At 69.8% G+C, this 21,168-nt stretch carries 14 protein-coding genes; 12 read left to right on the top strand and 2 right to left on the bottom strand.

Going from position 1 to position 21,168, the window contains the following annotated elements:
• Positions 1-70: 70 nt before the first annotated feature.
• Entirely contained in the window at positions 71-2,323 is a 2,253-nt protein-coding gene (locus D1J51_RS03870; RefSeq protein ID WP_305773785.1) for a RelA/SpoT family protein, read from the top strand.
• 7 nt (positions 2,324-2,330) lie between these two features.
• Here the strand turns inward: D1J51_RS03870 and D1J51_RS03865 are convergent, their stop codons facing one another.
• Together D1J51_RS03865 and D1J51_RS03860 are read right to left on the bottom strand one after the other, a co-directional pair.
• Entirely contained in the window at positions 2,331-2,897 is a 567-nt protein-coding gene (locus D1J51_RS03865; protein WP_119073879.1) for a hypothetical protein, read from the bottom strand.
• 103 nt (positions 2,898-3,000) lie between these two features.
• Positions 3,001-4,278, bottom strand: coding sequence for a DUF349 domain-containing protein (locus D1J51_RS03860; protein ID WP_119073878.1), 1,278 nt, complete (start codon positions 4,276-4,278; stop codon positions 3,001-3,003).
• 49 nt (positions 4,279-4,327) lie between these two features.
• Here D1J51_RS03860 and D1J51_RS03855 point away from each other — a divergent pair, with 49 nt between their 5' ends.
• The 11 genes from D1J51_RS03855 to D1J51_RS03805 all read left to right on the top strand — a co-directional run bounded on the left by D1J51_RS03855 (position 4,328) and on the right by D1J51_RS03805 (position 21,128).
• Complete coding sequence (locus D1J51_RS03855; RefSeq protein ID WP_119073877.1) at positions 4,328-5,698, top strand: replication-associated recombination protein A; 1,371 nt, start codon at positions 4,328-4,330, stop codon at positions 5,696-5,698.
• 195 nt (positions 5,699-5,893) lie between these two features.
• A complete protein-coding gene (locus D1J51_RS03850) occupies positions 5,894-7,684 on the top strand; it encodes a sigma-54-dependent Fis family transcriptional regulator (RefSeq protein WP_119073876.1) in 1,791 nt (596 codons plus the stop codon).
• A 209-nt stretch (positions 7,685-7,893) separates the two neighbouring features.
• Positions 7,894-8,844: a C-terminal binding protein gene (locus D1J51_RS03845; protein WP_119073875.1), complete on the top strand. Its 951-nt coding sequence runs from the start codon at positions 7,894-7,896 to the stop codon at positions 8,842-8,844.
• A gap of 17 nt (positions 8,845-8,861) precedes the next feature.
• Positions 8,862-10,133, top strand: coding sequence for an aspartate aminotransferase family protein (locus D1J51_RS03840; protein WP_240422878.1), 1,272 nt, complete (start codon positions 8,862-8,864; stop codon positions 10,131-10,133).
• A 30-nt stretch (positions 10,134-10,163) separates the two neighbouring features.
• Positions 10,164-11,090: a fumarylacetoacetate hydrolase family protein gene (locus D1J51_RS03835; protein WP_119073873.1), complete on the top strand. Its 927-nt coding sequence runs from the start codon at positions 10,164-10,166 to the stop codon at positions 11,088-11,090.
• A 17-nt stretch (positions 11,091-11,107) separates the two neighbouring features.
• A complete protein-coding gene (locus D1J51_RS03830; protein WP_119073872.1) occupies positions 11,108-13,204 on the top strand; it encodes a hydantoinase/oxoprolinase family protein in 2,097 nt (698 codons plus the stop codon).
• A gap of 2 nt (positions 13,205-13,206) precedes the next feature.
• A complete protein-coding gene (locus D1J51_RS03825) occupies positions 13,207-14,952 on the top strand; it encodes a hydantoinase B/oxoprolinase family protein (protein ID WP_119074068.1) in 1,746 nt (581 codons plus the stop codon).
• On the top strand, positions 14,949-16,097 hold the full coding sequence (locus D1J51_RS03820) for a Gfo/Idh/MocA family protein (protein ID WP_240422876.1): 1,149 nt from the start codon (positions 14,949-14,951) through the stop codon (positions 16,095-16,097). Before D1J51_RS03825 ends, D1J51_RS03820 begins: the two co-directional genes overlap by 4 nt.
• A gap of 91 nt (positions 16,098-16,188) precedes the next feature.
• Complete coding sequence (locus D1J51_RS03815) at positions 16,189-17,688, top strand: PucR family transcriptional regulator (protein WP_162903653.1); 1,500 nt, start codon at positions 16,189-16,191, stop codon at positions 17,686-17,688.
• A 130-nt stretch (positions 17,689-17,818) separates the two neighbouring features.
• On the top strand, positions 17,819-19,735 hold the full coding sequence (gene iolD / locus D1J51_RS03810) for a 3D-(3,5/4)-trihydroxycyclohexane-1,2-dione acylhydrolase (decyclizing) (RefSeq protein WP_119073869.1): 1,917 nt from the start codon (positions 17,819-17,821) through the stop codon (positions 19,733-19,735).
• A gap of 37 nt (positions 19,736-19,772) precedes the next feature.
• Positions 19,773-21,128, top strand: coding sequence for an aldehyde dehydrogenase family protein (locus D1J51_RS03805; RefSeq protein WP_119073868.1), 1,356 nt, complete (start codon positions 19,773-19,775; stop codon positions 21,126-21,128).
• Positions 21,129-21,168 lie beyond the last annotated feature (40 nt).

Here is a 21,168-nt window from a genome sequence, read left to right as displayed (position 1 = left end):
CACGCCGCCTCCCGCTTTGCCCTGACCGGCTTGCCGAGTGTAATGTTCAAACATTCGAGGGAGGATGCACGTGGTAGCGAATGACGTCACACAGGGCGGCACGACTGCGCTGCGACGTCTGGTGCCGCGCATCTTCTCCCGAGGCAGCTCCCCGGGGGCCGTCGATCAGCTCGTGCGCACGGTGCGCAGCAACTACCCGCGCGCCGACCTGTCGATCATCGAGCGGGCGTACACCGTGGCCGAGCGCGCGCACCGCGGTCAGAAGCGCCGCAGCGGCGAGCCCTACATCACGCACCCCATCGCGGTCGCCCAGATCCTCGCCGATCTGGGCGTCGCGCCCGTCGCGATCGCGGCGGCGCTGCTGCACGACACGGTCGAGGACACCGACTACGGACTCGATCAGCTCGCGGCCGACTTCGGCGACGAGATCGCGATGCTGGTCGACGGGGTGACCAAGCTCGACAAGGTCAAGTACGGCGACTCGGCGCAGGCCGAGACGGTGCGCAAGATGGTGGTCGCGATGTCGAAGGACATCCGCGTGCTCGTGATCAAGCTCGCGGATCGCCTGCACAACGCGCGGACCTGGGGCTTCGTCTCGAGCGACTCCGCGAAGCGCAAGGCGCAGGAGACGCTCGAGATCTACGCGCCCCTCGCGCACCGGCTGGGCATCCAGTCGATGAAGTCGGAGCTGGAGGATCTCTCCTTCGCCGTGCTCAAGCCGAAGCTGTACGCGGAGATCCAGAATCTGGTGTCGCAGCGCAACCCGCAGCGGGACGAGCTGGTCGGGGTGGTGATCAGCTCGATCGAGGCGGATCTGCGGGAGGCGAAGATCCGCGGCGAGGTGACGGGGCGCCCGAAGGAGCTGTACTCGATCTACCAGAAGATGATCGTGCGCGGGCGCGACTTCGACGACATCTACGACCTCGTCGGCATCCGCGTGCTGGTCAACTCGATCCGCGACTGCTACGCCGTGCTGGGGGCGGTTCACGCCCGATGGACCCCGATCCCTGGCCGGTTCAAGGACTACATCGCGACCCCGAAGTTCAACCTCTACCAGTCGCTGCACACGACGGTGATCGGCCCGGACGGCCGGGCCGTCGAGATCCAGATCCGCACCGTCGAGATGCACCAGCGCGCCGAGTACGGCGTGGCGGCCCACTGGAAGTACAAGCAGCGCCAGCAGGGCCAGCAGGAGGGGCCGAGCTCCAACGACATGGCCTGGCTCGCGCACATCTCGGACTGGCAGGCCGAGACCGAGGACCCCAGCGAGTTCCTCGACGCGCTGCGCTACGAGATCGGGGCGAAGGAGGTCTACGTCTTCACGCCCAAGGGGCGGGTCATCGGCCTGCCGGCCGGCGGGACCACGGTCGATTTCGCCTACGCCGTCCACACCGAGGTGGGGCACCGCACCATGGGCGCCCGGGTCAACGGGCGCCTGGTGCCGCTCGAGACCGCGCTGCAGAACGGCGACGTGGTCGAGGTGTTCACCTCGAAGGATCCGAATGCCGGGCCCAATCAGAACTGGCTGACGTTCGTCAAGAGCAAGCGGGCCCAGAACAAGATCCGCCAGTGGTTCACGAAGGAGCGCCGCGAGGAGGCCGCCGAGACCGGCAAGGTGGAGATCACCAAGGCGCTGCGCAAGCTGGGGCTGCCGCTGCACCAGGTGATGAACTCGGAGGCCCTGCAGCAGGTGGCGCTGCAGCTGCGCTACGCGGACGTGACGGCGCTGTACGCGGCGGTGGGCGAGGGTCACGTCTCGGCGCAGTCGGTGATCGAGAAGGTCACCGCGCTCGTGGTCGACGAGCAGACCTCGACGGAGCCCGCGCTCTCGACGTTGCCGATCATCGAGGCGCCGCGCGCCGGTAAGGCCGGCGGCGAGAGCGGCGTGGTGGTCAAGGGCGCCTCGGAGGTGCTGGCGAAGCTCGCCAAGTGCTGCACGCCGGTGCCGGGCGACGAGATCCTCGGCTTCGTCACCAAGGGGCAGGGAGTGTCGGTGCACCGCGTCGACTGCCACAACTTCGTCAACCTGCGGGAGCAGCAGGACCGCGTGGTCGAGGTGGAGTGGGCGCCGACCGCGAAGAGCCTGTTCCTGGTGCAGATCCAGGTCGAGGCGCTCGATCGCTCGGCGCTGCTCTCGGACGTGACGCGCACGCTCGCCGAGCACCACGTCAACATCCTCTCGGCGTCGGTCAACACCTCGAGCTCCCGGCTGGCGATCAGCCGCTTCGTCTTCGAGATGGCGAACGCCACGCACCTCGAGCACGTGCTCAACGCGGTGCGCCGCATCGACGGCGTCTACGACGTCTACCGCATCACGACCTGAGCCCGGTTCAGAGGCCGCTCAGGCGCTCGCGCGCCAGGGCGCGGTACTGGGCGTGCTGCGCGCAGAGACGCTCGGCCACGCCCCGGCGCCCGTCCGGGACGAGCTGCAGCAGGAGACGGCAGGCGACGCGGTGGCGCGCGGTGAAGCCGGCCGGCAGGCGCAGCAGGTCGTGGACGGTCTGCTCGGGGGTGGTCACCGAGAAGTCGCCGAGCCGCTCGACCGCGTCTTCGGCGTAGCCGAACTGGTGCAGCAGGTGGTCGGGGTGCACCCGCCGCGCGGGCCTGCGCCGGCCGGCCGTCGAGAACTCGAGCGGTGCGCCCGGGTCGCGCGCGGCGCCCCAGATCCAGGCGGCGCTCATGCGGATGGCGATGCGGTCGGGTGCGAGCCAGGGGGCGAGCGCGGCAGCGCGCACGCGAGGGGTCTCGGGCCACCCGACCGGGCGCAGTCCGGGCCCGCAGCGCGCGAGCGCGCCGCGCAGCAGCTCCGCCGACCGGACGGCCTGGGGCCAGCGGTCGATCCGGGGGATCGCGCGCGGTCGCGCGCGCCACACCGGGAAGGGGGTCGTGGAGGTCATGCCTCCAGTGTGGCCCGAGCCGAGCGTCGTCGCCGCCGGTTCACGGCAGAATGTGGATAACTCGCGCTTCTGAGCGAAGCGAGGGCGGGAGGCGGGATCCCGCTCAGTCGCCGATCGCGGCGAGCCAGGACTGCTGGGCCGCGAGCTTCTCCTCGGCCTCGGCCTGCGCCTTGGCGTCGCCCGCGGCGCGGGCCGCCTCGGCCTGCGCCTCCAGCTCGGCGATCGACGCCTCGAGCTGGCCGCGCAGGCCCTCGCTGCGGGCCTTCGTCTCGGGGTTGCTCCTGCGCCAGTGCTCGTCCTCGAGGTGCTTGACGTGGTCCTCGATGCGGCGCAGGCGGCCCTCGACCTCGCGCAGCACCTCGCGCGGCACGCGCCCGATCTCGTCCCAGCGCAGCTGGATCTCGGTGAGCCGCCTGCGCGCGGCCGAGTGATCCCGCTGCTCGAGGATCGGTGCGGCCTCCTCGAGCAGGGCCTCCTTCGCGGAGAGGTTGGCCGTGTACTCCTCGTTGGTCTGGGCGACCTCGGCGGCTTTCGCCTCGTAGAGCACGTCGCCCGCGGCCTTGAAGCGAGCCCACAGCTGGTCGTCGAGCTTGCGACTGGCGCGCCCGGCGGCCTTCCACTCGTCGAGCAGGCCGCGATAGGCGGGGATGCCCTCGATGCCGCTGGGGGCGAGCGCCTCCGCGGCGGCGATGATGCGCTCCTTGCGCTGCCTGACCTCCTTGTTGTTCGCGTCCATTCGGGCGAAGTGCGAGCGGCGGGCCGAGTCGAAGGACTGGCGGGCGGCGCGGAAGCGCTTCCAGAGCGCATCGGCCTGCGCCTTCGGGATCTGCGGGCCTCCGCGCTGCGCCGACTGCCAGTCGGCGAACAGGTGCTCGAAGGCCTGGCTGGTGTCCTTCCAGCGGATCGACTCCTCGGGCTGGGCTGCGAGGCGCTCGGCCTCCGCGACGATGGCCTCGCGCTTCTCGAGCGCCTCCCTCCGGGCCGCCTCGCGCTCGGCCTGCTGCTTCTCGCTCAGCTCGGCGGTCTTCGCTCCGAGCTTGTCGATGCGCGCGCGCAGCGCGGGGAGGTCGCCCACCGCAGCGGGCTCGACGAGCTGCTCGCGCAGCTTGGCGACGGAGTCCGCGGCCGAGACATCCGCGGTGCCCCGGGCGATGCGGGCCTCGAGCAGCGTGACCTGACCCTCGAGGTCAGCGTACTTGCGGGTGAAGTAGGCCAGCGCCTCTTCCGGCGTGCCGTCGGGGAAGGAGCCCACCGCGCGCTCGCCGTCGCCCTCGCGCACGTAGACGGTGCGGTCGTCGTCGACGCGCCCCCAGGCCGTTTCGTTGCTCGCTTCACTCACGGTTCTGCTCACCTGTCGTGTGTGGGCCGGCGCGCCGACCATACGGAATAGACCCCTCCACTATGCCACAGCCAGGGGGTTCGAGGCCGGGATGTCGGTGGCGATCGATACCATTGTGGACGTGGAATCGAGAGCCGTGCCGTCGCACACCGCCCCCATGGCGGTGCGCATGCGGCCGCGCACGCTCGATGAGGTGGTGGGGCAGCAGCATCTGCTGCGACCCGGATCCCCGCTGCGCACGCTCGCCGCCGATTCGGAAGGGGGCGGGGGAGCGGTGTCGGTGATCCTGTGGGGACCGCCGGGGACGGGCAAGACCACGCTCGCCCAGGCGATCGCGCACTCGAGCGGTCGCCGCTTCGTCGAGCTCTCCGCGGTCACGGCGGGCATCAAGGACGTGCGCGCGGTGATGGAGCGCGCGCTCGACGACCGGGATCTCTACGACACCTCCACCGTGCTCTTCCTCGACGAGATCCACCGCTTCACCAAGGCCCAGCAGGACGCGCTGCTGCCCGGCGTGGAGAACGGGTGGGTGACGCTCGTCGCGGCGACGACCGAGAACCCCTCCTTCTCGGTGATCAGCCCGCTGCTCTCGCGCTCGCTGCTCCTGACGCTCGAGCCTCTGCAGCACGCCGATCTGCGCGTCCTGCTCGAGCGTGCCGTGGAGGATCCGCGGGGCCTCTCGGGCGCCGTCGAGGTCGACGACGAGGCGTTCGCGGCACTCGTGCAGCTCGCCTCGGGGGATGCGCGCCGAGCGCTCACGGGCCTCGAGGCGGCCGCGGCCTCGGCGCTCGCGATGGAGCGGCCCGAGTCGGAGGCGGGCGAGAGGCCCCGGGTCACCCCCGAGATCGTGTCGGTCTCGGTCGACCGGGCGCTGCTCCGGTACGACCGCGACGGCGATCAGCACTACGACGTGATCAGCGCGTTCATCAAGTCGATGCGCGGCTCGGATCCCGACGCGGCGATCCACTACCTGGCCCGCATGATCGAGGCGGGGGAGGATCCGCGCTTCATCGCGCGCCGGCTCATGGTGCACGCGGCGGAGGACGTCGGCATGGCGGATCCCCAGGCGCTGCAGGTCGCGGTCGCGGCGGCCGAGGCCACGCAGCTCATCGGGCTGCCGGAGGCGCGGATCCCGCTCGCCGAGGCGACCATCTACATCGCCACGGCCCCCAAGTCGAACGCCGTGATCACCGCGATCGACGCCGCGATCGCCGATGTCAAGCGCGGCAGTTTCGGCCTCGTGCCGAAGCACCTGCGCGACGCCCATTACCCCGGCGCGAAGCGCATGGGCCACGGCAAGGGCTACCGCTACCCGCACAGCGACCCGCGCGGCGTGTCGCAGCAGCAGTACCTGCCCGACGAACTGGTCGACAGGGTCTACTACTCGCCGACGCAGCACGGCAACGAGCGCGAGATCGCCGACCGCCTGGAGAAGATCCGCCGCATCACGCGCGGCGGCTGAGTGTGCTGGCGGCGCATGGTCTGGCGCCGCGCCGCGCACGCGACTCTCGAGAGTAGGTCGCCGGGGCATTGTGGGTTCTGCCAAGGCCGGGTGTGGTGGATTGTGGCGAAGTCGAAACCCACAGCCCCGCTGCCTGTGTTAGCTTGATCAATCAATCGGCGGCTTCGCGGTGGTTCGACGAAGGAGGCACCCCAGATGGCTTCAGCACAACTCGCGCAGGTTCGGCCCGCAGAACCGTCTGGTGAGGTCGCGCGCATCTGGGAGCGATTTCTCAGCGAACCCGCGGCAGATCTGGCGGGTGTCAGGCCTGTCGTCGCGCGATCCTGGTACCGGAGCCGGGCGGCCGGGGTCGATGCAACGGTGGATCGAGGCGTTTTCGAAGAGGGCAGAATCGATGCGCACACGCTTCGAATCGCGGAGCCGATTCTGCGGAAGCTCGACGATTTCGCGGCCGATCTTGGCGGTTACGCCACGCTCACCGCGCCGAACGGGTCCATCAAGGGGACGGACTTCCTCCGCTACACCGAGGGGTTCCCGGCGGGGTACTCGCTTCTCGAAGAGCACTGCGGAAGCAACGGCGAGGGCCTGGCGCTCGAAGAGGGCCGCAGCGTCTGGCTCGCCCCCGAGGAGCACTTCCGGGAGGACATGCGGCGCAACTGGTGCTTCGCCTCGCTGGTGCTGGATCCCTTCCACAGCCGAGTGCGTGCCGTCATCGCGCTGACCTTTCCCGCGAACCGGGTGCGCAGCCTCGATCCGGCCTCGACGCTGCTGATGCTCGAGGGCGTCGCGGCAGAGGTGGCACGTGAGATCGAGGCCAGGGCCTCGGCTGACGAGCGGTTGCTCCTGAACGAGTACCTGACGGTGTCGAGACGCCGAGGCGGTTCCGCCGTGCTCGCGACCGACGGCAAGAACACTCTGATGAACGCCATGGCGACCGCGACGCTGGAGCAAGGCGACTTCGCGGTCGTCTCGAGTTACGCCAAGGACGTGATGACCGCCTCGCGAGGCACGAGGCGCGAGGTGCACCTGCGCGGCCTGGGACTGGTGACGCTGGAGGTCTCGCCGGTGCCCCTGACTCAGAAACGAGCGGGGGCGATCGTCGTCATCCGGCCACGCGCGGGCCTGCAGGGGGACGCGGTGCGGATCGAATCCGGGCTCGTGCGACCGGCACGGCCGGCCGACGGCCTGGACGACGAGTTCGACGGTGTGAGCGCGGAGCTCGACGGGGCGCTCGATCTCGCACGCAAGGCGATCGCTCAGCGGCGGCACGTGATCCTGGTCGGCGAGAGCGGTACGGGGCGCGGACGGCTCGCCGCGGCGATCGCGCGGAGACTGGGCGACGCGCTCGAGATCGACTGTCTGGAGCCCGAGTCGCAGGGCCTCCGCTTCTCGCAGCAGATCCGCCGGATCGCCGCCGCTCCGCCGTCCGCGCTGATCGTGAAGGACGCGGATGCGCTGCTTCGCCCGCAGGCGCAGGAGCTGGTCCGCACGTTGAAGGCGATCACCGGCACCCGGGTGCTGATGACGGTCGCTCGACCGACCGACGCGACGATGCTGGTGGCCGAGGCCTGCGACCTGCTCGAGATCCCGCTCTCGCCGCTCCGGAGCCGGCGCGAGGACATTCCCGTACTCGCCGAGGCGTTCGCGCGCGAGCTGGGGGATCGTGGACTGACGCGCCGCCTCCTGACCGCGCTCACGAATGCCGACTGGCCGCGGAACATCGACCAGTTGCGGGTGGTGGTCTCGAACGCGGTTGAACGCGCGCGCGGCGCCGAGGTGACGGTCGATGATCTGCCGCAGGGGTTCCAGCGGGTGGTCACCGGTGACAAGCTCTCCCGGCTGGAGGATGCCGAGCTCAGCGAACTGCGTGCGGCGCTCCAGGAGGCGCGCGGCAATCGACGGCTCGCGGCGGAACTGCTGCAGATCGGCCGCTCCACCCTGTACCGGCGAATGGACTACTTCAAGAGCCGAGGCCTCGAACTCTGAGCTGATCCGCAACCGAGGCGCGCTCGGAACGGCCGCGGTGCCCGGAGACCCCTCCGGGCACCGCGGCTTGCGTGTTTTCAGGCGCCTATCATGTTCCGATCTGGGACGGAATGCGGCGACGATTCCGCGCTGTACTTGACTCCACGCGCTGCTGCACGAATCCACGATTCGACGGCAGCAGCAGACATGGAGAGAGAGGACAGCGGGCGATGAGCCGTGACAGCGGGGGAAAGATCCTGGTGGCCCCCCACCACTTCCCGGACCTGGACCGTGAGCGGTCGCTCGCCGACGAGTTCGGCTACGAGCTGGTCGTCGCCGCCGACGCCGACTCGTTCCGCGCGGGCCTGCCCGAGGCGGAGATCGTGATGGTCACGCCCTATGCGCGACTCACCGCGGAGGATTTCCCCCTCATGCGCCAGTGCAGAGCGGTGATCCGCTACGGAATCGGCTACGACAACATCGACGTCGGTGCAGCCGCACGGGCCGGGATCCCGGTCTCGATCGTGCCCGGCACCGCGTCCGAGGAGGTGGCGTCGCACGCCTTCGCGATGGGGCTCGCGCTGACGCGGCGGCTCCCGGCGGGCGACACGGCGATCCGCGACTTCGGCTGGGGCGGCATCATCGGTTACGACACCCCGCCTCTCTCGGCGCTCGAGGTGGGCGTCGTCGGCATGGGACGCATCGGTCAGCACGTCGCACGGATGTACTCAGCGGTCGGCGCGAGCGTGCGGGCCTACGACCCGTTCGTCACCGAGAGCTTCGTCGAGATGGCGGGCCTGGACGACGTGCTCGAGAACTCCGACGTCGTGTCCCTGCACCTGCCCCTGAGCGACGCGACCTGGAACCTCGTCTCGGACGAGGTGCTGCAGCGCATGCGCGAGGGAGCGGTGGTGGTCAACGTCTCCCGCGGCGGCCTCGTCGACGAGGTGGCGCTCGCCGCCGCGCTGCGGTCGGGTCGCATCGCCGGCGCCGGCATCGACACTTTCGCACAGGAGCCGCTCGACCCGGAGCATCCCCTGCGCTCCGCGCCGAATACGATCCTCACCCCGCACATCGCATGGCGGTCGAACCGATCCACAGGGGCCCTCCAGGACGGCGCCGTGGAGCGCGTGCGCCTCGCGCTCACGGATCAGCCCCTGATCGACCTGGTGACCGAGTAAGAGTGGAGACGCAGAACGTGACGACGAGCAATCAGACGGAGCGGCCCGCCGCGACCGACCGGCAGACCGCGGAGGATCCGCACCTGCGACGCGGGCCGCGCGGTCATCCGCTCCTTCCCGGGGGCTACGGCCGATCCACCTACTACACCGGCGCGCCCAGCCCCTACGCGATCTGCGGCACGGGGTACCTCGTGACCGACGACCGAGGCCGGGAACTGATCGACGCGAACAACAACTTCACCGCCCTCATCCACGGCAACGCCCACCCCGAGATTGTCGAGGCCGCCACGAAGGCGCTCTCCGAGGGCGCGAGCTGGGGGATCCCGAACCTGTACGAGTGGGATCTCGCGGAGCTGCTGCTCGCGCGCCTGCCGCAGCTGGACCAGGTGCGCTTCGCGAACTCGGGCACCGAAGCCGTGATGTCGGCGATCCGCATCGCCCGCGCGAGCACCGGACGCGAACGGGTGATCGTGACGCGCGGGGGATACCACGGCACCTCGGAGGTGGCGCTGGTGCCCGGCGGTCCCGGCTACACCCGCGGGGTCACCCGGGGCGTCGTCAAGGACGTGACGACGGTGCCGCTCAACGACATCGCTTCGCTGCGGGAGGCGGTCGAGGCGGATGCGAGCGGCTACGCGGCGATCATCCTCGACCTCCTGCCGAACCGCGCCGGACTGCTGAGCGTCTCAGAACCGTTCGTGCGCGAGGCACGGCAGCTCGCGACCAGGCACGGGATCGTGCTGATCATCGACGAGACCATCAGTCTGCGCCTCGGCCACGGCGGAGCGAGCGGCGAGTGCGGGGTATCGCCCGACCTGCTCACCACCGGAAAGCTCATCGGCGGCGGCCTCCCCGTGGGCGCCGTGGTCGGATTGGAGGCGCTCATGCGAGAGACCGATCCGACCCGCCCGGGCAGCCTCCCCTACGGGGGGACGTTCTCCGGGAACCCCGTGTCGATGGCGGCCGGCGCCGCGGCGCTGCGGCTGTACCCGGCGGACGAGGTGGAGCGTCTGAACCGCCTTGGCGACGCCGCGCGCGAGACGCTGAACGCGCGCGTCGCGGACGCCGGGTGGGAGGTTCGAGGCCGTGGATCGCTGATCCGGGCCGTGCCCGTCGGCGCGGAGAAGGTCGACGAGGCCACCCAGTACCGGTTGTGGTGGGAGAGCTACGAGCGCGGCCTGCTGGGCTCGCCGGCGAACCTGCTGTCGCTGTCCACCCCGATGGATCAGGGCGCGGTCGACGACATCGTCGAACGCCTGGCCGATGCGGTCCTCGCCACGGCTGCCTGATCCCGAACCCAGAAGAAAGGAAGACGAACGGTGAAAATCGTTTCCTACGCCCACGATTCGGGTGCGCGGGGCGGCGTGCTCGTCGACGACTCGGTGTACGATCTCGAAGATCTGCTCGACGCGGCCGACGGAGCCGTGTTCGGCTCGACGGCGTCGGTGCGGGAGTTCCTGAGCCTCTACGGCGACCGGCTCGGCGCGCTCTCCGCCGAGATCGTACGGCTGGCCGGGGCGAACGCGAGGGACCGCGTCGGCGCGCGCTCAGAGGTTCGGCTGACGGCTCCACTGCCGGACCCCGCGAAGGTGCTCTGCGTCGGCCTGAACTACCGCGACCACGTCGCGGAGACCGGTCGGGCGCTGCCCGAGTATCCGGACATCTTCCCGAAGTTTGCCTCGACCATGATCGGTCCGGAGGACGAGATCGGGGGAGCCGACATCACCGAGAACCTCGACTTCGAGGGAGAACTCGCGGTGGTCATCGGGCGGTCCGCGAGCCGGGTCGGCCCCGATGAGGCGCTCGACCACGTCGCCGGTTTCGCCGTCCTGAACGACATCACGGCCCGCGACCTGCAGTATCGCGGAACGCAGTGGCTCGCGGGTAAATCGGTCGACGGCTCCACGCCGTGGGGGCCGGCGATCGTCACCCTCGACGAGGTCGGCGATCCGCAGTCCCTGGAGCTCGCGACGCGCGTCAACGGCGTGGAGCTGCAGCGATCCAACACGCGGCACCAGATCTTCCGGGTCGCCGACATCGTCTCCTACCTCTCGCGATTCCTGACGCTGTCGCCCGGCGACGTGATCGCCACGGGCACACCGCAGGGCATCGGGGCGAAGCGCAACCCGCCGATCTGGCTGCACCCGGGGGATGAGATCGAGATCGAGATCGAGCGGGTCGGGGTGCTCAGCAACCGCGTGGCGGATCCGGCCGCGGCCGCCGCGAACACACAGGCAAACACGTAAGAAGGTGCAGAGAGCAGATGAACGAGATCGCAGTTGGACGAGCCGGCGAGGACCTGAGATTCCGCATCGCCGTCGACACCGGAGGAACCTTCACCGATGTGGTGGTCGGCTCCAGCAGTGGGCAGATGGCGGTCGGCAAGGCCCTCACCACCTACGACCGGGTGTTCACAGGATTCCTGGCCGCCGTGTCGCGCGCAGCCGAGTCGGTCGGGTGGACGGGGGAGCAGGTACTGCGCCACGCCGATGTGATCGTCTACGGCACGACCCACGCGACGAACGCAGTGCTGACCGGGAAGGTCGCGAAGACCGCGCTGCTCGTGACCGACGGCTTTGCTGACACGCTGCTGCTGCGCGAGGGCGGACGTCGCGAGGCATTCGATTCGAAGGCCGCCTATCCGCCGCCCTACGTTCCGCGCCACCTCACCCTGGAGGTGACCGAGCGCATCTCCGCCGAGGGCGAGGTGCTCGTCCCGCTCGATGAGGACCGAGTGCGCGAGTCGCTGAGGCCCCTCGCCGATCGGGGCATCGAGGCGGTGGCCGTGGCCTGTCTCTGGTCGATCATCAACAGTGCACATGAACGCCGGATCGCGGAGCTCATCGAGGAGGAGCTGCCGGGCATTCCTTACACCCTCTCGCACGACGCGAACCCGACGATCCGGGAGTATCGGCGTGCCTCCGCGGCCGCGATCGACGCCTCGCTGAAGCCGCTCATGGCGGATCACCTGGGCAAGCTGCGCTCCGACCTGCTCGAGTTCGGGTTCGGCGGCGATCTGCTCGTGGTGACCTCTGAGGGTGCCGTGCTCGACGTAGTCGACGTGCTCGACCGGCCGGTGCTGCTGCTCAACTCGGGCCCCTCGATGGCGCCGCTCGTCGGCGCGGCCGCCGCACCGGACCGGGAGACCGTGGTCGTGTGCGACATGGGCGGCACGACCTTCGACGTCTCGCTCGTGGAGAAGGGCGTGGTGCGCCACACCCGCGAAGCCTGGCTGGGCGAACCGTTCATCGGGCATCTGACCGGTCTGTCCTCGGTCGCGGTCACCAGCATCGGTGCGGGAGGCGGCAGCATCGCGTGGATCGATGGAGGAGGCCTGCTGCGCGTCGGACCGCAGAGCGCCCGCAGCACTCCCGGTCCTGCGGCATACGGTCGCGGCGGCATCGAGCCGACCGTCACCGACGCCTGCGTCGCGCTGGGCTACCTCGACGTCGAGGGCTTCGAAGGCGGCTTCACCCTGGACCGCGAGGCCGCGGTTCGTGCGATCGACACCAGGATCGCCGGGCCGCTCGGCATGGACACGCTGCAGGCCGCGCAGGCGATCCTCGAGGTCTCCGCGCACCAGATGGCCACGGCGACGCGCCAGGCCGCGCTGGAGCAGGGCGTGGATCCGCGCGGTGCCCTCGTCGTCGCGGGTGGCGGCGCCGGCGCGATGGTCGCGGCGATCATCGGAAAGATCCTCGAGACCGACACCGTGCTCATTCCCGCCACGGCGGGTGTGCTCGCGGCCTACGGGGCGCATCGCGCCCCGATCGCCACGGAGTTCCTGTCGCCCCTGCATAACGACACCCGCGGCTTCAACCCGGTGTCGGCGCGCACCGCGATCGACGGCCTCTCAGCCAAGGGCGCGGCGTTCGCCGAACGCTTCCTCGGCGTGAATCCCGATGCGACGACCAGTTACTTCGTCGATGCGCGCTACCCCGGTCAGGCCTGGGACCTCCGGGTGTATCTGGAGGGGGTCCCGAACCCGGAAGGGGACGCGGCCCGGGCGATCGAGCGCGCCTTCCACGCCGAGCACGACCGCCGCAACGGCACGCACGATCCCGACAGCCGCGTCGAGATCATCACCTGGGGCGTGCGGGTCGAGATCCCGCGTCCCGAGCAGCTGAGCGCCGAGTCCGGGTCGGTGGGGGAGACGGTCGTCCATCGCACCGATCCGATCGTGTTCGGCGGCGAGAGCCACGACACCCCGCGCTACCGCGGGGTCACGCTCTCGCCGGGCGAGCGGGTGGACGGCCCCGCGATCATCGATCAGCCGACGACCACGATCGTCATCCCTCCCGAGTGGGATGCGCAGCTCGATGATCGATCCAACATCTACCTGACCCGTAAGGAGGCGTGATCGTGACGCGCGAATTCGACCCTGTGAAGCTCTCGGTGCTGGCCAATGCGTTCGACGGCATCGTGCGAGAGATGACGAACGGACTGCTCCGATCGGCTCGCTCCTCGGTCATCAACACGGCGCGGGATTTCTCGTGCGCCGTGCTGACCGCGGACAACCAGCTGCTCGCCGCTGCCGAGGGCGTGCCGGTGCACGTGTTCGGCGCCGGACCGCTGGGCGAGGACATGATCGAGCTGCACGACGACATCCGCGAGGGAGACGCCTTCCTGCACAACGACCCGTATCGGGGCAACTCCCACGCCGCTGATCACGTGATCCTCGTGCCCATCTTCCTCGAGGGCCGGCATCTGTTCACCGCGGTGACGAAGGCGCACCAGGCCGACTGCGGCAACTCGCTGCCGACGACCTTCTTCGCAACCGCTCGCGATGTCTACGAGGAGGGCGCGCTGATCTTCCCGTGCGTCCGGGTGCAGCGCGACTACACCGACATCGACGACATCGTCCGCATGTGCCGGGCCCGCATCCGCGTGCCGGACCAGTGGTACGGCGACTACCTCGCCTCGGTCGGCGCCTCGCGCATCGCAGAGCGCCGCATCACGGAGCTCGCGGAGAAGTTCGGGGTCGTCGACCTCGTCGACTTCGTCGACGCCTGGTTCGACTACTCCGAACGCCTGGCTGCGAGCGCCATCGAGACGATGCCGGAGTGCGTGCTGCACGGCCGGTCAACACACGATCCCTTCCCCGGCACGGGTCCCGAGGGCGTGCAGCTGCAGGCGACGATCGAGGTCAAACCCCCGGAAGGCCGCATCTCGATCGATCTGCGGGACAACCCCGACAACCTGCCGAACGGGCTGAACCTCACCCGCGCGACCGCGACGGGTGCGGCGCTCGCCGGCATCCTCTCGGGGATCCCGGAGAATCTGCCGAGCAATGCGGGCACCTTCCGCCGGGTCGACGTGCTGCTGCGCGAGGGCAGCGCGGTCGGGATCCCCCGGCATCCGTTCTCCTGCTCGTCCGGGACGACGAATCTCGCCGATCGGATCGTGAACATCGCGCAGGCGGCGTTCTCCCAGATCGCGGATGGCTACGGCACCGCAGAGGGCGCCGCGGGGCAGGCCCCGGCGAAATCAGTGATCTCGGGAACCGACGAGCGCACCGGCAACGCGTACGTGAACCAGATCCTCGTGGGCGGGGTCGGCGGTCCCGCGACGCCGTATGTCGACGGCTGGCCCACCTACCAGCGGCCCGTGTGCAACGCGCTGCTCTATCACGACAGCGTCGAGGTCGACGAGCAGCGCTATCCGATTCTCATCCACGAGCGCGCCCTCGTGGCGGACTCCGGTGGCGCCGGCCGCCAGCGCGGCGGTCTGGGATCGCGAGTGACCATGGAATCCCGGGTTGCGCAGGTGACGCTCACCTACGGGATCGAGGGAAAACTTAACCCGCCCAAGGGGGTGCGCGGCGGTCGCGGCGGCGCCGAACCGATCACCTGGGTCGAGGACCTGGAGACCGGCGAGCGCAGCGAGGTCCCAGTCGTCGGCCGATACGAACTGCTGCGCGGGCAGAAGATCGTCTCGATCACCCCCGGCGGCGGCGGATACGGGGATCCGCGGGAGCGCGACCCCGAGGCGGTGCTCGACGACGTGCGAGAACTGCGCGTCACACCGGAGGCGGCACGGGCGATCTACGGCGTGGTGATCGTCGATGGCACAATCGACGACGAGGCTACGGAGAAGGCGAGGGCATGAGCATGGAACCCATTCGAGTCGGCATCATCGGTGTCGGGAACGTGCTGAACCAGTATCTGGACAAGATCGGCGTGCACCCCGACGTGAGCATCGTCGCCCTCGCCGACGTCAACGCGGCGGCGGCGCAGGCGCGCGCGGCCGAGTACGCGGTGCCGAAGGCGCTCTCGCCGGACGAGTTGCTCGCCGACGACGAGGTGGAGCTGGTGCTCAACCTCACACCGCCGAAGCTCCACGCCCCCGTCACACTGCAGGCGATCGCAGCGGGAAAGCACGTGCTCTCCGAGAAGCCCTTCGCGACCACGCTCGACGAGGCGAGGCAGATCCTCGAGGCCGCCCGCGAAGCCGGTGTCAAGGTGGGCTCGGCTCCCACGACCTTCCTCGGCTCGGGGATGCAGACGAGCCGCAAACTCATCGACGACGGCTGGATCGGACGGCCCGTCGCAGCGTTCGGATCCTTCGCCTGCCGGGGGTACGAGTACTGGCATCCGAACGTGGATCCGTTCTACAGCGCGGGCGCCGGTCCCATGCTCGACATCGGCCCGTACCTCATCACCAATCTGGTGAACCTCTTCGGGCCCGCGGCGCGCGTGAGCGCCTCGGCTCCCCGTTCGTCCGAAACCCGGCCCCGGCCGACGGGCGACGGCGGCTTCGACGGCGTCATCGATATCCGTACCCCCACCCATGTGACGGGCACGATCGACTTCGAGTCGGGAGCGGTCGCCACGGTGGTGGTGAGCTGGGACGTGTGGAACCACCACCTGCCCCATCTGGAGATCTACGGGACGAGCGGATCCATCGCGGCACCGAACCCCGATCACTTCTCCGGCGCTCCGGTGCTGCGGCGCGGTGAACCGCGGGACCTCGCGCTCGATATGACACCTCCCGGCGGGGGCGACTGGCGGGAGACGTCGATCACTCACCGCGACGACGCGTATCGCGGGATCGGCCTGGCCGAGTTCGGCTATGCGATCCGCGCCGACGTCGAGCCGCGGACGGGCGGCGAGTTCGCCTACCACGTGCTGGAGATCCTGCTCGCCTTCGAGGCCTCCTCGGAGCAGGGCCGGCACATCGAGATCGAGAGCACCTGCGAACGGCCGCGGCCGCTGCCCTCGGTCGGTCCGCAGGAGCCGTACCGCTTCGACTGACGGCGAGGTGCGCCCCGCGGTCCCGGGGCGCACACGCGCTCGCCGCGCGGCCGCGGCGACATCGTCGGAATCGACACGAGGAGGGGGCGCAGTGCCTGTGAACCACACCGTTGCGCGGGAGTTCCTGACGATCGCCGACCTCGTCGCCATGCCGCATTTGGGCCTGCGGCTCGTCGCCGGCGCGAGCGCGGCGACGAACCCCGTGCTGTGGACGCACGTCTCCGAGCTCTCCGATCCCGGGCCGTGGTTGGAGGGCGGGGAGCTGCTGATCGTGAACGGCTTCGGCATCCCACCGGATCCCGAGGGGCAGGTCGAGTACCTCGCCCGACTGGCGCATCACCGTCTCGCAGGTCTGGCCGTGAGCGTCAAAGCGCCCGAGTTGAGCCAGGAACTGCTCGACGAGGCCGACCGTCTCTCGTTCCCCGTGCTGCGCATCCCGCGCCAGGTGCCGTTCATCGAGCTCTCGCATCTCGTCGCCGGGGCGAGCGAGCGGTCGGCGCGAGGGCGCCTCTCCCGCCATCTGCGGATCTTCGAGACGCTCCGGCTGCGGAACGGCGCCGAGAACAACGGCGTCGAGATCTATGCGCAGCTGGAGCAGATCTCCGGATACCGCCTGGCGCTGGTATCCCCGGCCGGGCGCCCGCTGCTGAGCGACTGGAGCTGGGTGCCCGATGGGCTGGAGCTGCATCACGGCACCGAGGCCGCTGCTGATCTGCGGGTGATCCCCGACGGGTACGTGCTCCCGCTCTACGTCGGTGATCGGGTGACCGCGTATCTCGTGGGCAAGGAACGAGCCGGGGTCGCTCCGGGCGGCCTCGCGGCGCTGCAGCATGTGAGCACACTCGCGGTGCTCGACGCCATCGACGACCAGCGGCGACGCGAGGCGGTGCACCGTCGAGGGAGCGCGCTGCTGTCGAGCGCGCTGGATGGGCAGCTCGCCGCAGATGACCTGGAGGATCAGCTCATCGATGCCGGCCTCGATCCCGCCCAAGGCCTGAGGCTGCTCGCCCTCGAGCAGCCGAGTGGTGGGTTGAGCGAGATCCGGGTGCGCGACTGGCTCGCCGATCGGGCCCTGCCCCATCTGCTGCTGGCGCAGGGCAGGCTGTTCGCGCTGGTCGCCTGCGGCGAATCGGAGCTGCAGAGCCTCGTCGCCGAACTCGGGATCCGAGCGGGCGCGAGCTCGTCGATCACCGGAATCGCCGAACTGCCGCGCGCGCAGCGGCAGAGCCTCTGGGCGTTGAACCTCGCGGGGGAGTCGCCGGAGAACGCGGTCGTGCTCGCGGAGGAGCAGTTCGGCCTGACCCGCTGGCTGAACCCAGACGTGGAGACGATGGAGCAGCTCGCGAACGGGGCGCTGCTGCCGATCATGCGGCACGACGCCGAGCATGGAACCGAGCTGCTGCACACGCTCTCCGTGTACTTCCAGCAGCAGGGCCGGCTGCGGAAGGCCGCCGCGCAGCTCTTCGTCCACGAGCACACCCTGACGTACCGGCTTCGCCGCATCGAGCAGCTCACGGGGCGGAGCCTGAAGCTCTACCGCGATCTCTTCGAGCTCTGGCTCGCGGTGGAGGCCCGATCCCTCATCGAGTAGGTGCGGGATCGGCACCGCAGGCGACCACCCGCGTACCAAAATGGCACACCGGTGCCGTGCGCGCCGGTGGAAGCATGATCCTCGACACGAACCGGCGCGACCGCCGGGAGCATCGATGTGAGGAGAACGCATGAGCAGCACAGAGGTACGCCGTCGCACCGTCGCGCAGGCCATCGTCGAGTACCTGCAGGTCCAGTACAGCGAGTATGACGGGGAGCGCCGGCGCCTGGTGCCGGGCATGTACGGCATCTTCGGGCACGGCAACTCGGTCGGTCTCGCGCAGGGCATCGACGAGTACGGGACCGATTTCCCCTTCTATCCGGGCAAGAACGAGCAATCCATGGTGCATGCGGCGATCGGCTACGCCAAGGCGACCAACCGCATGTCCACGCTCGCGTGCACGGCTTCGGCCGGCCCGGGATCGACCAACATGGTCACCGGCGCGGCGACGGCCACGACCAACCGTCTGCCCGTGCTGCTCTTCCCTGCGGATATCATCACCAACCGCTTCGGCGACCCCGTGCTGCAGCAGGTCGAGCACCCCGTCGAGCGCGACGTGTCGGCGAACGACTGCTTCCGGCCCGTCAGCCGCTACTTCGATCGCATCACCCACCCGGCGCAACTGTTGTCCACCCTGCCCGAGGCGATGCGCGCGCTGACGGATCCCGTCGATACCGGCGCGGTCGTCGTCTGCCTGCCGCAGGACATCCAGGGCGCCGAGTTCGACTTCCCCGAGTCGTTCTTCGCTCCGCGCGTCTGGCCGATCCGCCGCCGTCCCGCCACCCCGGCCGAGCTTCAGGACGCCGTCGAGATCATCCGCGGCGCGAAGCGGCCCCTCATCGTCGCCGGCGGCGGCGTGCGCTACGCGAAGGCGCAGGAAGCCCTGGCCGCTTTCAGCGCGGAGTTCGGGATCCCCGTGTCCGAGACCTTCGCGGGCAAGGGCGCCGGTCCGATCGGTGAGCTGGGCGTCGGCGGCCTCGGGGTCACCGGCACCGTCGGAGCCGACCGTCTCGCGGAGCAGGCGGATTGCGTGATCGCCGTGGGCACCCGCCTGCAGGACTTCATCACCGCTTCGCACTCGCTGTTCCAGAACCCCGAGGTGCGGTTCGTGCATCTCAACGTCAGCTCCTTCGACGCGCACAAGATGGGCTCGTTCCCGGTGGTGGGGGACGCGAAGCTCTCCCTGGCCGCACTGCACGAGCAGCTGACCGACTCGGGGTATGCCACCCCCGAGGAGTACAGCATCGAGATCGCCGACGCACAGCGGGAGACGGCAGAGCGGCTCGAGCACGACCTGCAGGATTTCCCCGGCGAGGTCATGAGCCAGGCGCAGGTGGCCCGAGTGCTCAACGAGCACACGGGGGCCGAGGATGCGCTCGTGCTGGGTTCGGGCGGGGCGGTCGAGCTGGTGCACAAGTCCTGGGACCCGTCCAACGGTACCGAGATCCACTTCGAGTACGCGAACTCGTGCATGGGCCACGAGATCCCCGCGGGCCTCGGCTATCGCCTCGCAACGCCCGGTGCCCCAGGCGACGTCTTTGTGCTCATCGGTGACGGCACCTACTTCATGCAGCCCACGGAGCTCGTCACGGGTACGCAGCTGCGCGAGAAGTTCACGGTCGTGGTGATCGACAACCGCGGCAATCAGTGCATCTGGCCGCTGCAGGAGGCCAAAGGCGGCAAGGGTGCGGAGTTCGGCACCCAGCTGCGCGAGCGCACCGCTGAGCGCGGCAACTTCGACGGGACCCTGGTCGACATCGACATCGCGGCGAACGCTGCCAGCATGGGCGCGGCCGCCTGGACGGCGACGACCGTCGATGAGCTCCGGGATGCGCTCGCAGAGGCCCGGACGGTCGAGGATCGCCCCGCGGTGATCGTCGCCAGGGTCGAGCCGTACCGGTATCTCTCCGGCAACGGAGCCTTCTGGGACGTGGGGGTCCCGATGACCTCGGAACGTCCGGGGAACCGGGAGGGCACCGCCAAGCATCTCGAGGGGCGCGCGCGCCAGCGCTTCTACGCCGCCACTGCGGCGCCGGGCCGGATCTGAGCGGCCCGTCTCGACTGAAGGCTGAAGGAGAGCACAGATGGCAGCATTCGCCGTGACCGATCCGGCGACGGGGCAGAGCGTCGCCGAGTACCCCGCGACGCAGGACGGTGAGATCGAGTGGGCGCTCGCCGCCGCACAGCGTTCCTACCGCGAATGGGCGCGAGGCACCACGATCGCCGAACGCGCCGCGCTCGCCCAGCGCCTCGCGGAGCTCTTCATCGAGCGCAGGGACGGCCTTGCGGCGATCATCAACCGCGAAATGGGCAAGCCGTTGCGGCAGGGTGCGGGGGAGATCGAGTTCACCGCGGCGATCGTCTCGGCGTTCGCCCGGAACGCCGAGACCTGGCTGGCCGACGAACCCCTGCCTGTGGCGGATGGCCTGCGGAGCTTCTTCCGGTTCCAGGGAACCGGCGTGATCCTCGGTGTCATGCCGTGGAACTACCCGTACTATCAGGTCGCGCGGTTCGCGGTGCCGAACCTGATCCTGGGCAACACCGTCATCCTGCGGCACGCCAGTCAGTGCCCCGAGTCCGCGTTGGCGCTCGAGGGTCTGTTCCGCGACGCGGGCTTCCCGGATGGCGCCTACGTGAACGTGTTCGCCTCCCACCGGCAGATCGGCGACATCATCGCCGACGACCGCGTGCAGGGCGTGTCGCTGACCGGCTCCGAGACGGCCGGCGCGATCGTCGCCGAGCAGGCGGGACGCGCGTTGAAGAAGTGCGTGCTCGAGCTGGGCGGTTCCGACGTCTTCCTGGTGCTCGACACCGACGACCTCGACCGCGCAGTCGAGCAGGCCGTCATCGGGCGCATGGACAACACCGGTCAGAGCTGCAGCGGATCGAAACGGATCGTGGTCGCCGACGCGCTCTTCGACGCCTTCGCGGAGCGGTTCCGGGAGGCGATCGGCGGGCAGTCCTACGAGGCGGGCGACTTCGGCCCGCTGTCCTCGGCCTCGGCGACCAGGACGCTCACCGGGCAGGTGCAGAGCGCGCTCGATCAGGGCGCTCGGCTGCTCATCGGCGACAACGAGCCTCGGGGCAACGTGTACACCCCGTCGATCCTCACGGACATCACCCCGGAGATGGATGTGTACGGCGAGGAGCTGTTCGGCCCGGTCGCGCAGCTGTACCGCGTGGCGAGCGACGAGGAGGCGATCGAGCTGACGAACTCCTCGCCCTACGGCCTGAGCGCCGTGATCATCTGCGAGGACCTCGACCGCGCCGAGCGCATCGGGAATCAGCTCGACGTGGGCATGGTGTTCATCGGCGCCGGCATGCTCGGCGGGCCGGACGTGCCGTTCGGCGGTGTGAAGAAGTCGGGCTACGGTCGCGAGATGGGTCAGGCCGGCATGCTCGAATTCGCCAACAAGAAGCTCTTCCGCTTCGCGGAGTAACGGAGACGGAGGACACGTGCTCGAGCAGTCGCAGATCGAA

Origin of the sequence: Leucobacter sp. wl10 (genome assembly GCF_003569785.1) — a bacterium.
In the GTDB taxonomy this organism is placed as follows: domain Bacteria; phylum Actinomycetota; class Actinomycetes; order Actinomycetales; family Microbacteriaceae; genus Leucobacter.
Note: the sequence above shows the minus strand (reverse complement) of the source record. Positions and strands in the feature narration are given on the sequence as shown.

What these genes read in the sequence shown, in the direction of transcription:
- D1J51_RS03820 (WP_240422876.1), top strand. Translation starts at nt 14,949, where the DNA reads ATGAGCATGGAACCCATTCGAGTCGGCATCATCGGTGTCGGGAACGTG.
- D1J51_RS03865 (WP_119073879.1), bottom strand. Translation starts at nt 2,897, where the DNA reads ATGACCTCCACGACCCCCTTCCCGGTGTGGCGCGCGCGACCGCGCGCG.
- D1J51_RS03855 (WP_119073877.1), top strand. Translation starts at nt 4,328, where the DNA reads ATGTCGGTGGCGATCGATACCATTGTGGACGTGGAATCGAGAGCCGTG.
- D1J51_RS03860 (WP_119073878.1), bottom strand. Translation starts at nt 4,278, where the DNA reads ATGGTCGGCGCGCCGGCCCACACACGACAGGTGAGCAGAACCGTGAGT.
- D1J51_RS03805 (WP_119073868.1), top strand. Translation starts at nt 19,773, where the DNA reads ATGGCAGCATTCGCCGTGACCGATCCGGCGACGGGGCAGAGCGTCGCC.
- D1J51_RS03850 (WP_119073876.1), top strand. Translation starts at nt 5,894, where the DNA reads ATGGCTTCAGCACAACTCGCGCAGGTTCGGCCCGCAGAACCGTCTGGT.
- D1J51_RS03830 (WP_119073872.1), top strand. Translation starts at nt 11,108, where the DNA reads ATGAACGAGATCGCAGTTGGACGAGCCGGCGAGGACCTGAGATTCCGC.
- D1J51_RS03845 (WP_119073875.1), top strand. Translation starts at nt 7,894, where the DNA reads ATGAGCCGTGACAGCGGGGGAAAGATCCTGGTGGCCCCCCACCACTTC.
- iolD (WP_119073869.1), top strand. Translation starts at nt 17,819, where the DNA reads ATGAGCAGCACAGAGGTACGCCGTCGCACCGTCGCGCAGGCCATCGTC.